This window comes from Pseudomonas sp. NY11955, from assembly GCF_048068035.1.
Lineage (GTDB): Bacteria > Pseudomonadota > Gammaproteobacteria > Pseudomonadales > Pseudomonadaceae > Aquipseudomonas.
Genome location: NZ_JBLUPS010000003.1, coordinates 191713 through 204671 on the forward strand (window position 1 = coordinate 191713; position 12959 = coordinate 204671).

The 12959-nt window shown below is 62.4% G+C and carries 11 protein-coding genes; 3 read left to right on the forward strand and 8 right to left on the reverse strand.

Annotation, left to right across the window (positions count from 1 at the left end):
* Positions 1 to 140: 140 nt before the first annotated feature.
* The 7 genes from ACNFBR_RS06585 to ACNFBR_RS06615 form a co-directional block, all read right to left on the reverse strand.
* Positions 141 to 569 carry a GNAT family N-acetyltransferase gene (locus ACNFBR_RS06585; protein ID WP_416734161.1) on the reverse strand — a complete coding sequence of 143 codons (429 nt, stop codon included), beginning with the start codon at positions 567 to 569 and terminating at the stop codon, positions 141 to 143.
* Positions 562 to 1728, reverse strand: coding sequence for a JmjC domain-containing protein (locus tag ACNFBR_RS06590; RefSeq protein ID WP_416734162.1), 1167 nt, complete (start codon positions 1726 to 1728; stop codon positions 562 to 564). The genes ACNFBR_RS06585 and ACNFBR_RS06590 overlap by 8 nt, the downstream gene beginning before the upstream one ends.
* An 81-nt stretch (positions 1729 to 1809) precedes the next feature.
* Positions 1810 to 3180 (reverse strand): adenylosuccinate lyase, encoded by a 1371-nt coding sequence (gene purB, locus ACNFBR_RS06595; protein ID WP_416734163.1) that lies wholly within the window; start codon positions 3178 to 3180, stop codon positions 1810 to 1812.
* A 248-nt stretch (positions 3181 to 3428) separates the two neighbouring features.
* Positions 3429 to 4055, reverse strand: a complete 627-nt coding sequence (gene hflD, locus ACNFBR_RS06600) for a high frequency lysogenization protein HflD (protein WP_416734164.1) — start codon at positions 4053 to 4055, stop codon at positions 3429 to 3431.
* On the reverse strand, positions 4052 to 5176 hold the full coding sequence (gene mnmA / locus ACNFBR_RS06605) for a tRNA 2-thiouridine(34) synthase MnmA (RefSeq protein ID WP_416734165.1): 1125 nt from the start codon (positions 5174 to 5176) through the stop codon (positions 4052 to 4054). Before mnmA ends, hflD begins: the two co-directional genes overlap by 4 nt.
* A gap of 60 nt (positions 5177 to 5236) precedes the next feature.
* Positions 5237 to 5677 (reverse strand): NUDIX hydrolase, encoded by a 441-nt coding sequence (locus ACNFBR_RS06610; protein ID WP_416734166.1) that lies wholly within the window; start codon positions 5675 to 5677, stop codon positions 5237 to 5239.
* A gap of 105 nt (positions 5678 to 5782) precedes the next feature.
* Positions 5783 to 8008, reverse strand: a complete 2226-nt coding sequence (locus tag ACNFBR_RS06615) for an NADP-dependent isocitrate dehydrogenase (protein ID WP_416734167.1) — start codon at positions 8006 to 8008, stop codon at positions 5783 to 5785.
* Positions 8009 to 8422: 414 nt separating this feature from the next.
* Between ACNFBR_RS06615 and icd the strand changes: the two genes are divergently transcribed.
* Positions 8423 to 9679, forward strand: a complete 1257-nt coding sequence (gene icd / locus ACNFBR_RS06620) for an NADP-dependent isocitrate dehydrogenase (protein WP_416734168.1) — start codon at positions 8423 to 8425, stop codon at positions 9677 to 9679.
* A gap of 72 nt (positions 9680 to 9751) precedes the next feature.
* Here the strand turns inward: icd and cspD are convergent, their stop codons facing one another.
* On the reverse strand, positions 9752 to 10018 hold the full coding sequence (cspD, locus tag ACNFBR_RS06625; protein WP_416734169.1) for a cold shock domain-containing protein CspD: 267 nt from the start codon (positions 10016 to 10018) through the stop codon (positions 9752 to 9754).
* A 230-nt stretch (positions 10019 to 10248) separates the two neighbouring features.
* Between cspD and clpS the strand changes: the two genes are divergently transcribed.
* A complete protein-coding gene (gene clpS, locus ACNFBR_RS06630) occupies positions 10249 to 10611 on the forward strand; it encodes an ATP-dependent Clp protease adapter ClpS (protein WP_003251220.1) in 363 nt (120 codons plus the stop codon).
* A 30-nt stretch (positions 10612 to 10641) separates the two neighbouring features.
* The gene (clpA, locus tag ACNFBR_RS06635) at positions 10642 to 12912 is read left to right on the forward strand and encodes an ATP-dependent Clp protease ATP-binding subunit ClpA (RefSeq protein WP_416734170.1); all 2271 of its coding nucleotides are present in this window, start codon (positions 10642 to 10644) and stop codon (positions 12910 to 12912) included.
* Positions 12913 to 12959: the final 47 nt, after the last annotated feature.

Genomic DNA, 12959 nt, shown 5'->3' on the forward strand with positions numbered 1-12959 from the left:
GGCCCTAGGATGCGCAAGCGGGGGCGTGGAGGCAAGTTTTATCTGGATGGATGTACAGGTTTTTTGTCGGTGACGACCTGCATGGCCTGTACCGGCCTCTTCGCGGGCTAGCCCGCGAACAGGCCGGTACAGGTTATGGATCAGGCGCGCGAGTCGCGCACCATGTCCACATGCGGGATGCCCGCTTCGAGAAACTCTTCGCTGACTACGCGAAAGCCCAACCGTTCGTAGAACGGCGTGGCGTGTACCTGGGCGCTGAGCATCTGCTGCTTCAGGTCGCGGTTCTGCGCTTCGACGATAACCGCGTTCATCAGCGCGTCACCCACCTTCAGCCCGCGCCAGTCCTTCAGCACCGATACCCGACCAATGGTGCCGTCAGGCAGCAGGCGGGCGGTGCCGATCGGGTAGTCGCCTTCCAGTGCCAGGAAGTGCGCAGCGCTCGGGTCATCCGAGTCCCACTCTAGCTCCGGCGGCACGTGCTGTTCGGCAATGAACACCGCTTCACGGATACGGCGGATGTCGGCGTTGTCTTTGTGCCAGTCGGCGAGGCGAACGCTGATCTTATTCATTGGCGAATCCCAAGCTTCCTTGTTTGACCAACTGCTGTACCAGCATAAGGCCATCTTCGTCTTGCAGCCACTCTGCCAGGTTGTCGATGTGCAGGGCGTCGGCCGCGCACACCAGCTTCAGCAACTCGCGCAGTTTGCCCGGCAGCGGGCAGCTGCGGCCGCTGGCGAACAGCAGCAGGTCGTCCTCGAATTCCGACCAGGCCAGGCGTGCGCTTGGGTTGCGGATGAGGATGGCGCCTTGTTCCAGGGCGTCGACCAGCTCTTCTTCGCTCAGCTCTTCGCCGACGATCTGCTCGGGGTAGCGCGGCTCGGTCATGAACTGGCCGAACCAGGTCAGCAGCAGGTCCTTGTCGCCCATGTGCTTGTCGAGCAGCGCCTTGAGGCGGTCGAGGGCGTCGTGCTGGATCTGGTGCGGGTCGCTGGCAGGCTGGGCGTCGGCGTCGCTGTAGCGCTCTTCGTCGGGCAGGAACTGGCCGAGGAAATCGGTGAAATGGGTCAGCACTTCGGCGGCGCTTGGTGCGCGGAAGCCAACCGAGTAAGTCAGGCAGTCATCCACCGCCACGCCGTAGTGGGCCAGGCGCGGTGGCAGGTAAAGCATGTCGCCGGGTTCCAGGGTCCACTCGCCGCTTTGCTCGAACTCGGCCAGGATGCGCAGGTCGGCGTGCTCCAGCAGCGGGCTGTCGCTGTTGCACATCTGGCCGATCTTCCAGTTGCGCTGGCCGTGGCCCTGCAGCAGGAACACGTCGTAGTTGTCGAAGTGCGGGCCGACGCTGCCACCGGGGGCGGCAAAGCTGATCATGACATCATCGATACGCCAGCTGGGCAGGAAACGGAAGTTTTCCAGCAGTTCGGCCACTTCCGGGACGAACTGGTCCACGGCCTGCACCAGCAGGGTCCAGTCTTTTTCCGGCAACTCGGCGAAGGTGTCCTCGTTGAACGGGCCGCGGCGCAGCTCCCACGGGTGTGCGCCATGCTCCAGCACGATGCGCGACTCGACTTCGTCTTCCAGGGCCAGGCCGGCCAGTTCGTCGGGGTCGATCGGGCTGATGAAGTCCGGGAAGGCCTGGCGCACCAGCAGCGGCTTCTTCTGCCAGTAGTCGCGCATGAATTCGCGGGCCGAGATGCCGCCGAGCAGCTGCAGTGGAGTATCAGGATTCATGTTCAACCTATTGAAAAAACGTAATTTTCGTCCGGGAATAAAAACGCCCGGCCAGGCCGGGCGTTGCACGCGACGGTCAGCTTAGATGCGTTTGGCCTGGGCTGCCGCGTTACCGATGTAGGTAGCGGGGGTCAGCTGCTTGAGCTCGGCCTTGGCTTCGGCTGGCATGTCCAGGCCGTCGATGAAGGTCAGCAGCGCTTCTGGGGTGATGCCCTTGCCACGGGTCAGCTCTTTGAGCTTCTCGTAGGGGTTTTCGATGTTGAAGCGGCGCATCACGGTCTGGATCGGCTCGGCCAGCACTTCCCAGCAGGCGTCCAGGTCGGCGGCGATGCGGGCTTCGTTGACTTCCAGCTTGCCGATGCCTTTCAGGCTGGCTTCATAGGCGATGACGCTGTGGGCAAAGCCCACGCCCAGGTTGCGCAGCACGGTGGAGTCGGTCAGGTCGCGCTGCCAGCGCGAGATCGGCAGCTTGCTGGCCAGGTGCTGGAACAGCGCGTTGGCGATACCCAGGTTGCCTTCGGAGTTTTCGAAGTCGATCGGGTTGACCTTGTGCGGCATGGTCGACGAGCCGATTTCGCCGGCAACGGTCTTCTGCTTGAAGTAGCCCAGCGAAATGTAGCCCCACACGTCACGGTCGAAGTCGATCAGGATGGTGTTGAAGCGGGCGATGGCGTCGAACAGCTCGGCGATGTAGTCGTGCGGCTCGATCTGGGTGGTGTACGGGTTGAACTGCAGGCCCAGTTCGTCTTCGATGAAGGCGCGGGCATTGGCTTCCCAGTCGATCTGCGAGTAGGCCGACAGGTGGGCGTTGTAGTTGCCCACGGCGCCGTTGATCTTGCCCAGCAGCGGTACGGCGGCCACTTGAGCGATCTGGCGCTCCAGGCGGTACACGACGTTGGCCAGTTCCTTGCCCAGGGTGGTCGGCGAAGCCGGCTGGCCGTGGGTACGCGAAAGCATCGGCACGTCGGCGTGGGCGTGGGCCAGGGCGCGGATGGCGTCGGCGATCTGGCGCATCAGCGGCAGCAGCACGTCGTCACGGCCGGCGCGCAGCATCAGGGCGTGGGACAGGTTGTTGATGTCCTCGCTGGTGCAGGCAAAGTGGATGAACTCGCTGACCTTGGCCAGCTCAGGCAGCTTGGCGGCCTGCTCCTTGAGGAGATATTCGATCGCCTTGACGTCGTGGTTGGTGGTGCGCTCGATTTCCTTGACGCGCTCGGCGTGCTCCAGCTTGAAATCGTTGGCCAGGCTGTCCAGCAGGGCGTTGGCTTCGGCGGAGAACGCCGGCACTTCGCCGATTTGCGGGTGGGCGGCCAGGCGCTGCAGCCAGCGCACTTCGACCAGGGCGCGGAAACGGATCAGGCCGAATTCGCTGAAAATGGGGCGCAAGGCCTGGGTTTTGCCGGCATAACGGCCGTCTACAGGGGAAACCGCAGTGAGCGAAGAAAGCTGCATGGGGTGTTCTCGGACAGTCAGGCTTTTGGAAGGGCGCATATCATACATGAAAAATGCGCCGAGGTCGGGTGGCTGACCAAAGGTCGGGCCATAAAAGCATGTCGCGGTCCCTGTGTAGGAGCAGCCTTGTGCTGCGAATCGGCTGCGCAGCAGCCCCGGCAATCTGTGCCGGGGCCGAAATCCTGGGGCTGCTGCGCAGCCCGTTCGCAGCACAAGGCTGCTCCTACACAGGGATCGGCGCCGCCTCTTCAGGAAGGCGAACGCATCATGTCGTACAGTTCGTTCAGCAACTTGCGCCGGCTGAACACCAGCTGCCAGCGGTGCCCGCCCAGCTGGCGCCACAGGCGCGCGGCGCGGATGCCGGACAGTAACAAGGCACGGATCTTCGAGGCGTTGCTGGCCTGTTGCAGGAAGCGCATGTCGCCATGCACCTGGATGCGTTGGCGCAGGGTGCTCAGGGTGTCCTGGTACAAGGCTCCACTGGAGGCGATGACGTTTTCGTGAACCAGGCCAAAATGGTCGGCCTGCGACTGAATTTGCGGCAGGCGGTTGCCGATGGTGTCAAGCAGGTCGCCACGCTTGTTCAACTGGCGCTCAAGGCCCAGCATCGACAGGGCGTAGCGCAGCGGCTCGCGCTGCAGGCTGCTGGGGTCGCGTTCGAGTGCGCCGACCAGCGCGCGATAGCCGTCGCGCAGGTTCAGGTCGTCACCACCGAACACCTCCAGGGTGTTCTTGGGGTCACGCACCAGCAGGCTGCCGAGCATGCAGCCGATATTGGCCTCGCTGGCCTGGCCGGTGCGGGCGATGCGGTCGACCAGCACGGCGGCCTGGAACACACCACCCAATGCAATCAGCTGCTCCTGCAGGTTGCTCATGCGCGCGGGCTCCACGGCTCGGCAGCCTCGATCACGCCGCCGCCCAGGCAGACCTCGCCGTCATAGAACACCACCGACTGGCCCGGCGTAACGGCACGTTGTGGCTCGTCGAACACGGCGCGGTAGCCGGTTTCGGTCAGTTCGAGGGTGCACTGTTGGTCGCTCTGGCGGTAGCGCACCTTGGCGGTCAGCTGGCGCGGGCTGCTGAGATCGATCGGGTTGACCCAGAAAATGTCCGAAGCCAGCAGGGCGCGGGAGAACAGCCACGGGTGCTCGTTACCCTGGCCGACCACCAGCACGTTGCGGGTCAGGTCCTTGTGCAGCACGTACCACGGCTCGTCACCGGCGTCCTTCAGGCCGCCAATGCCCAGGCCCTGACGTTGGCCGATGGTGTGGTACATCAGGCCATGGTGGCGGCCGATCACTTCACCTTCGGTGGTTTCGATGTCGCCCGGCTGGGCCGGCAGGTACTGCTTGAGGAAGTCGCTGAAGCGGCGCTCGCCAATGAAGCAGATGCCGGTGGAGTCTTTCTTCTTGGCGGTGGCCAGGCCGTGTTTTTCGGCGATGGCGCGCACTTCGGGCTTTTCCAGCTCGCCAACCGGGAACAGGGTGCGGGCAATTTCCTTGCCGCCGACGGCGTGCAGGAAGTAGCTCTGGTCCTTGTTCGGGTCCAGGCCCTTGAGCAGTTCGGTCAGCGCGCCGGTGTCGCGGCGGCGCACGTAGTGGCCGGTGGCGATCAGGTCGGCACCCAGCGACAGGGCGTAGTCGAGGAAGGCCTTGAACTTGATTTCGCGGTTGCAGAGGATGTCCGGGTTGGGCGTGCGGCCGGCCTTGTATTCTTCAAGGAAGTGCTCGAACACGTTGTCCCAGTATTCGGCGGCGAAGTTGGCGGTGTGCAGCTTGATGCCGATGCGGTCGCACACGGCCTGGGCGTCGGCCAGGTCTTCACGGGCGGTGCAGTATTCGGTGCCGTCGTCTTCTTCCCAGTTCTTCATGAACAGCCCTTCCACCTGGTAGCCCTGCTCGATGAGCAGAAGGGCGGAGACGGAAGAGTCCACGCCGCCGGACATGCCGACGATGACGCGGGTCTTGGCGGGGTCTTTGAGTGCTGGGCTGGTCATGGGTACCGGTGTGTATCAGAGGGGGAAAAACGCCGATTCTATCAAACCCGTGGCGCCGCGTCAGTCACGCAACAGGTCAAGGCTGTGCAGCGGGCCTTTGAGGTAGTCGTCGAGGCAACGGGGCACCAGCTCGCTGCGCCAACGAGCGGGGTCGGCCATTAGCGCTTCACGGGTCAGCCACACGGCACGGACGATGTCGCTGTCCAGGGCCAGGTCGGCGTGATGGCGTACGGGGCGGGCGGCGAAGCAGATGCGCTGGTAGGTCACGCCGTTGCTGGGGGCGGTGTACAGGTAGATACCGACCACGCCAGTCAGTTCGACTTCCCAGGCGGTTTCTTCCAGGGTTTCGCGCAGGGCGGCCTGGGGCAGGGTCTCAAAGGGTTCGAGGTGGCCGGCGGGTTGGTTGAAGACGTGCTGGCCTGCCTTGAACTCTTCGACGAAGAGGAACTTGCCGTCGTGTTCGACGACGGTGGCGACGGTGATGTGAGGTTGCCAGGTCATTGATCTGTCCTTGTTGGCTGAATGGGGCCGCAAAGCGGTGCCATTGCCCAGAAAGCACAAACCCCGGTGCGTGGCCGGGGTTTGTGCTGTTACTTCAAGCGAACCTTACAGGGCTGCAATGGCGCTGTTCAGGGTCTGGCTTGGGCGCATCACCTTGGCGGTCAGCTCGGCATCCGGGGCGTAGTAGCCACCGATGTCGGCCGGCTTGCCCTGAACGGCATTGAGCTCGGCGACGATGGTCGCTTCGTTCTCGGCCAGGGTTTTTGCCAGCGGTGCGAAGCGTGCTTGCAGGGCAGCGTCGTCAGTCTGAGCGGCCAGGGCTTCAGCCCAGTACAGGGTCAGGTAGAAGTGGCTGCCACGGTTGTCGATACCGCCGACTTTGCGCGACGGCGACTTGTTGGTGTCGAGGAACTTGCCGGTGGCCTGGTCCAGGGTGTTGGCCAGAACCTTGGCGCGCGGGTTGTCGTAGGTGTTGCCCAGGTGCTCCAGGGAAGCGGCCAGGGCCAGGAATTCACCCAGCGAGTCCCAACGCAGGAAGTTTTCTTCAACCAGCTGCTGCACGTGCTTCGGAGCCGAACCACCGGCGCCGGTTTCGAACAGGCCGCCGCCGTTCATCAGCGGCACGATCGACAGCATCTTGGCGCTGGTGCCCAGTTCCATGATCGGGAACAGGTCGGTCAGGTAGTCGCGCAGCACGTTGCCGGTCACCGAGATGGTGTCCTTGCCTTCGCGGATGCGGGCCAGGGAGAACTTGATGGCGTCGACTGGGGCCAGTACGCGGATGTCCAGGCCAGTGGTGTCGTGATCCTTCAGGTATTGCTGAACCTTCTCGATCATCACGCCGTCGTGGGCGCGGGCCGGGTCCAGCCAGAACACCGCCGGGGTGTTGCTCAGGCGGGCACGGTTGACGGCCAGCTTGACCCAGTCCTGGATCGGTGCGTCCTTGGTCTGGCACATGCGGAAGATGTCACCGGCTTCGACGTTCTGCTCCAGCACGACGTTGCCCTTGCCATCGACCACGCGCACGACGCCGTCAGCCTTGATCTGGAAGGTCTTGTCGTGGGAGCCGTACTCTTCGGCTTTCTGCGCCATCAGGCCAACGTTCGGCACGCTGCCCATGGTGGTCGGGTCGAAGGCGCCGTGCTGCTTGCAGTCTTCGATGGTGGCCTGGTAGATGCCGGCGTAGCAGCGGTCCGGGATCACGGCCTTGGCGTCTTGCAGTTCGCCAGCGGTGTTCCACATCTTGCCCGAGTCACGGATCATGGCCGGCATCGAGGCGTCGACGATGACGTCGCTCGGCACGTGCAGGTTGGTGATGCCTTTGTCGGAGTTGACCATGGCCAGCGCTGGGCGCTCGGCGTACAGGGCCTGGATGTCGGCTTCGATCTCGGCCTGCTTGTCGGCTGGCAGGTCCTTGATGCGGGCGTACAGGTCGCCGATACCGTTGTTGGCGTTGAAGCCCACTTCAGCCAGGGCTGCGGCGTGCTTGGCCAGTACGTCGCCGTAGAACTCTTCGACGATGACGCCGAACATGATCGGGTCGGAGACCTTCATCATGGTGGCTTTCAGGTGCACCGACAGCAGTACGCCGGAGGCCTTGGCATCGGCGATCTGCTCGGCGATGAAGGCTTTCAGGGCCTTGCGGCTCATGGTGGCGCAGTCGATGACTTCGGCGGCTTTGACCGCGGTCTTTTCTTTCAGCACGGTGGTGCTGCCGTCTTTGCCGACCAGCTCGATGCGCAGGCTGTCGTCAGCTTCGATCAGTGCGGCCTTTTCGCTGCCGTAGAAGTCGCCCTGGGTCATGTGGGCAACGTGCGACTTGGAGTCGGCGGCCCAGGCGCCCATTTTGTGCGGGTGCTTGCGGGCGTAGTTCTTCACCGACAGCGGTGCGCGGCGGTCGGAGTTGCCTTCGCGCAGCACCGGGTTCACGGCCGAACCCTTGATGCGGTCGTAGCGGGCGCGGGACTCTTTCTCGTCCGCGGTGGCCGGCTCGTCGGCGTAGTCAGGGATGTTGAAGCCTTTGCCTTGCAGTTCCTTGATCGCGGCTTTGAGCTGCGGTACCGAGGCGCTGATGTTCGGCAGCTTGATGATGTTGGCTTCAGGGGTGGTGGCCAGCTGGCCCAGTTCCGCCAGGTGATCGCCTACTCGCTTCTCTGCGCCCAGTTGCTCCGGGAAGGCGGCAAGGATACGGCCAGCCAGGGAGATGTCGCGGGTTTCGACGGCGATGTCAGCCGAAGCGGTGAAGGCTTCGACGATCGGCAGCAGCGAGTAGGTGGCGAGGGCGGGGGCTTCGTCGGTGAAGGTATAGATGATCTTGGAACGGGTGGGCATGCGGGTTAACTCTCTATGTGCTGAGCGTGCTCGAGTCTCGTGGTGCGCAGGGTAGGCGCATCGCCCTGGCAGCGCCATGAGCGGAAAGTCGAGAGGCTGCGAGCGGTGATGGTGGATGCATCAGTCGAGCGTCAAGTGCTGGGGTGCGGTAACAACCCAGGCTTAGTGGCCATTCATGGCCTAGGGCGGTCCGCATTTTCCTGGGATTCGCCCCGATGACCCTTCGGTCGCGGCGGAGTATACCAAACCATTCGGGCTAATCAGCAAGGCCAAGTGATATCGGCCCATTTATAAGACCAAAGACTAAGCGGCAATGTGGCGGGTTGTCGCATGCCTTGCAGGTCGGCAGATGTGGTTTAGGCTCATTGCATCGCATGATGTCCAAACCTCACCCGACAGCGGAGTAGTGCAAGCATGGGATACCAGAAAATCAAGGTTCCGACCGACGGCACCAAGATCACCGTCAATGCAGACCATTCGCTCAATGTGCCTGACCATCCGATCATTCCGTATATCGAGGGCGATGGGATCGGTGTCGATGTCTCGCCCGTGATGATCAAGGTGGTCGACGCCGCCGTGCAGAAAGCCTACGGCGGCAAGCGCAAGATCGCCTGGATGGAGGTGTACGCCGGCGAAAAAGCCACCCAGGTGTACGACCAGGACACTTGGCTGCCGCAGGAAACCCTCGATGCCGTGCGTGATTATGTAGTGTCGATCAAGGGCCCGCTGACCACCCCGGTCGGTGGTGGCATCCGCTCGCTCAACGTGGCCCTGCGCCAGCAATTGGACCTGTATGTGTGCCTGCGCCCGGTGCTGTGGTTCCAGGGGGTGCCGAGCCCGGTGAAAAAGCCGGGTGACGTCGACATGGTGATCTTCCGCGAGAACTCCGAGGACATTTACGCGGGTATCGAGTGGAAGGCTGGCTCGCCAGAGGCGAACAAGGTGATCAAGTTCCTTAAAGAGGAAATGGGCGTCACCAAGATCCGCTTCGACCAGGACTGCGGCATCGGCGTCAAGCCGGTATCGCGCGAGGGCACCAAGCGCCTGGTGCGCAAGGCCCTGCAATACGTGGTGGACAACGACCGTGAGTCGCTGACCCTGGTGCACAAGGGCAACATCATGAAGTTCACCGAAGGGGCCTTCAAGGATTGGGGCTACGAGGTGGCGCGGGACGAATTCGGCGCCGAACTGCTCGATGGCGGCCCGTGGATGAAGTTCAAGAACCCCAAGAGCGGGCGTGAGGTCATCGTCAAGGACGCCATCGCCGATGCCATGCTGCAGCAGATTTTGCTGCGCCCGGCCGAGTACGACGTGATCGCCACCCTCAACCTCAACGGTGATTACCTGTCCGACGCCTTGGCGGCTGAGGTGGGCGGTATCGGCATTGCGCCGGGCGCCAACCTGTCCGACACCGTGGCCATGTTCGAGGCCACCCACGGTACTGCGCCCAAGTACGCCGGGCAGGACAAGGTTAACCCGGGCTCGGTGATCCTTTCGGCAGAAATGATGCTGCGCCACATGGGCTGGACCGAGGCCGCCGACCTGATCATCAAGGGTACCAATGGTGCGATTGCGGCCAAGACAGTGACCTACGACTTCGAGCGGCTGATGGACGGCGCCACCCTTGTCGGCAGCTCAGGCTTTGGCGATGCAATGATCAAGCACATGTAAGGCAATATAAAACCGGCCGCCTCTGGTAAAGAAGCGGCCGGTTTTTTCGTCTGTCGGCAGCGTACAGGCGATTCAGGCTTTCACGGTTTCGCTCTGTGGCTCGCCCAGGGTTCTGGCAGCCTCCGCCGATGCCGCCGCGGCATCTTTGATTTCGACAGCGTGCAGGCCCTTGGGGCCCTGGACGATGTCGAAGACTACGGCCTGGCCAGCCTTGAGAGTTTTGTATCCGTCCATTCGGATGGCCGAATAGTGGGCGAAGAGGTCATCGGATTTACCTTCCTCATTGATGAATCCATAGCCCTTGGCATTGTTGAACCACTTGACTTTACCGCTTGCCATCCCTATGTCCCTCTGCAAAGGACTCCATCACTGGAGTATCATCCACTTCATCCGCATACGAACCTTGCGAAAAATCTGGTTGACTGCGCGGATCTTTATCGCCCACGGTGGGTTCTTATTGGTTGTAACACCGTTTTGCCGATAGTCAAGGTCACGCGGCGCCTGCGCTGGCGGTGGCCTGTGCAGTCAACCCGCAACCTTAACCTGACGCTCATGATGAAATTCTTTCCATGCATGCACCTAGTGAGATTCGACTAACATTCAATCAGGATCGCCCGCAATCGAATGAGGACGACGGCTCAGGTCTTGCAGTTCAGGAAGCCAAGCCGATCCTGCAGGCGCCACCGATGTACAAGGTGGTTTTGTTCAACGATGACTACACGCCAATGGATTTCGTCGTCGAAGTGCTCGAGACGTTCTTCAGTTTGAACCGCGAGCTGGCGACCAAGATCATGCTGACCGTCCATACCGAGGGGCGGGCAGTGTGCGGATTGTTTACCCGTGACATCGCCGAAACAAAGGCTATGCAGGTCAACCAATACGCCAGGGAAAGCCAGCATCCGCTACTCTGTGAAATCGAGAAGGACGGTTAATCGCCGACCACTTGGGTATGAGGTGAAGCTATGTTAAACCGCGAGCTCGAAGTCACCCTCAATCTTGCCTTCAAGGAGGCCCGTTCGAAGCGTCATGAGTTCATGACCGTCGAACATCTGCTGCTGGCACTCCTTGACAATGAGGCTGCCGCGACCGTTCTGCGCGCCTGTGGCGCCAATCTCGACAAGCTCAAGCACGACCTGCAAGAGTTCATCGATTCCACCACGCCGCTGATTCCTGTCAACGACGAAGACCGTGAAACCCAGCCGACCCTGGGCTTCCAGCGCGTGCTGCAGCGTGCCGTGTTCCACGTGCAAAGCTCTGGCAAGCGCGAAGTGACCGGCGCCAACGTGCTGGTGGCGATCTTCAGCGAACAGGAAAGCCAGGCCGTGTTCCTGCTCAAGCAGCAGAGCGTGGCCCGTATCGACGTGGTCAACTACATCGCCCACGGTATCTCCAAGGTGCCGGGGCACGGCTCGCAGTCTGAAAGCGACCAGGAAATGCAGGACGAAGAGGGTGGCGAAACCTCCTCTTCGAGCAACCCGTTGGACGCCTATGCCAGCAACCTAAACGAGCTGGCGCGTGCCGGCCGTATCGACCCACTGGTCGGCCGCGAGCAGGAAGTGGAGCGCGTGGCGCAAATCCTCGCCCGTCGGCGCAAGAACAACCCGCTGCTGGTGGGTGAGGCGGGCGTGGGCAAGACGGCCATCGCCGAAGGCCTGGCCAAGCGCATTGTCGACGGCCAGGTGCCCGACCTGCTGGCACAGAGCGTGGTGTACTCCCTCGACCTGGGTGCGCTGCTGGCCGGTACCAAATACCGTGGCGACTTCGAGAAGCGCTTCAAGGCGTTGCTCGGTGAGCTGCGCAAGCGTCCGCAGGCCATCCTGTTCATCGACGAAATCCACACCATCATCGGTGCCGGTGCGGCATCGGGCGGGGTAATGGATGCCTCCAACCTGCTCAAACCGCTGCTGTCGTCGGGTGAAATCCGTTGCATCGGTTCGACCACCTTCCAGGAGTTCCGTGGCATCTTCGAGAAGGACCGTGCCCTGGCTCGGCGCTTCCAGAAGGTGGATGTCAGCGAGCCGTCGGTCGAAGACACCGTTGGCATTCTGCGCGGCCTGAAAGGCCGTTTCGAAAGCCACCACAACATCGAGTACAGCGACGAAGCCCTGCGCGCCGCCGCCGAACTGGCCTCGCGCTACATCAATGACCGGCATATGCCGGACAAGGCCATCGATGTGATCGATGAAGCGGGCGCCTACCAGCGCCTGCAGCCGGAGGCCAGCCGCGTCAAGCGCATCGATGTGCCGCAAGTCGAGGACATCGTCGCCAAGATCGCGCGTATTCCGCCGAAGCACGTCACCAGTTCCGACAAGGAGCTGCTGCGTAACCTTGAGCGCGACCTGAAGCTGACCGTGTTCGGCCAGGACCAGGCGATCGACTCACTGGCGACCGCGATCAAGCTGTCCCGTGCCGGCCTCAAGTCACCAGACAAGCCGGTGGGTTCGTTCCTGTTCGCCGGCCCTACCGGTGTCGGCAAGACCGAAGCGGCACGGCAGTTGGCCAAGGCACTGGGTGTGGAGCTGGTGCGCTTCGACATGTCCGAGTACATGGAGCGCCACACCGTGTCGCGCCTGATCGGTGCGCCGCCGGGTTATGTTGGTTTCGACCAGGGTGGTTTGCTGACCGAGGCGATCACCAAGCAGCCGCATTGCGTATTGCTGCTCGACGAAATCGAGAAGGCTCACCCGGAAGTCTTCAACCTGCTGCTGCAGGTGATGGACCACGGTACCCTGACCGACAACAACGGGCGCAAGGCCGACTTCCGTAACGTGATCCTGATCATGACCACCAACGCCGGTGCGGAAACCGCGGCGCGGGCCTCGATCGGCTTCACCCATCAGGATCATGCGTCCGATGCCATGGAAGTGATCCGCAAGAGCTTCACGCCAGAGTTCCGCAACCGCCTGGATACCATCATCCAGTTTGGCCGCCTGAGCACGGAGACGATCAAAAGCATCGTCGACAAGTTCCTTATCGAACTGCAGGCGCAGCTGGAAGACAAGCGGGTGCTGCTGGAAGTCAGTGATGATGCGCGCGGCTGGCTGGCGGTGTCGGGGTATGACGTGCAGATGGGTGCGCGGCCGATGGCGCGGCTGATTCAGGACAAGATCAAGCGGCCGCTGGCCGAGGAGATCCTGTTTGGCGAGCTGGCCGAGCACGGTGGCGTGGTGCACGTTGACCTGCGTGATGGGGAACTGGTGTTCGACTTCGAGACCACGGCTGAGGTTGCCTGATAGAGGGGCCGCTTTGCGGCCCATTCGCAGCACAAGGCTGCTCCTAC

What these genes read in the sequence shown, in the direction of transcription:
- ACNFBR_RS06585 (WP_416734161.1), bottom strand. Translation starts at nt 569, where the DNA reads ATGAATAAGATCAGCGTTCGCCTCGCCGACTGGCACAAAGACAACGCC.
- ACNFBR_RS06590 (WP_416734162.1), bottom strand. Translation starts at nt 1,728, where the DNA reads ATGAATCCTGATACTCCACTGCAGCTGCTCGGCGGCATCTCGGCCCGC.
- purB (WP_416734163.1), bottom strand. Translation starts at nt 3,180, where the DNA reads ATGCAGCTTTCTTCGCTCACTGCGGTTTCCCCTGTAGACGGCCGTTAT.
- hflD (WP_416734164.1), bottom strand. Translation starts at nt 4,055, where the DNA reads ATGAGCAACCTGCAGGAGCAGCTGATTGCATTGGGTGGTGTGTTCCAG.
- mnmA (WP_416734165.1), bottom strand. Translation starts at nt 5,176, where the DNA reads ATGACCAGCCCAGCACTCAAAGACCCCGCCAAGACCCGCGTCATCGTC.
- ACNFBR_RS06610 (WP_416734166.1), bottom strand. Translation starts at nt 5,677, where the DNA reads ATGACCTGGCAACCTCACATCACCGTCGCCACCGTCGTCGAACACGAC.
- ACNFBR_RS06615 (WP_416734167.1), bottom strand. Translation starts at nt 8,008, where the DNA reads ATGCCCACCCGTTCCAAGATCATCTATACCTTCACCGACGAAGCCCCC.
- icd (WP_416734168.1), top strand. Translation starts at nt 8,423, where the DNA reads ATGGGATACCAGAAAATCAAGGTTCCGACCGACGGCACCAAGATCACC.
- cspD (WP_416734169.1), bottom strand. Translation starts at nt 10,018, where the DNA reads ATGGCAAGCGGTAAAGTCAAGTGGTTCAACAATGCCAAGGGCTATGGA.
- clpS (WP_003251220.1), top strand. Translation starts at nt 10,249, where the DNA reads ATGCATGCACCTAGTGAGATTCGACTAACATTCAATCAGGATCGCCCG.
- clpA (WP_416734170.1), top strand. Translation starts at nt 10,642, where the DNA reads ATGTTAAACCGCGAGCTCGAAGTCACCCTCAATCTTGCCTTCAAGGAG.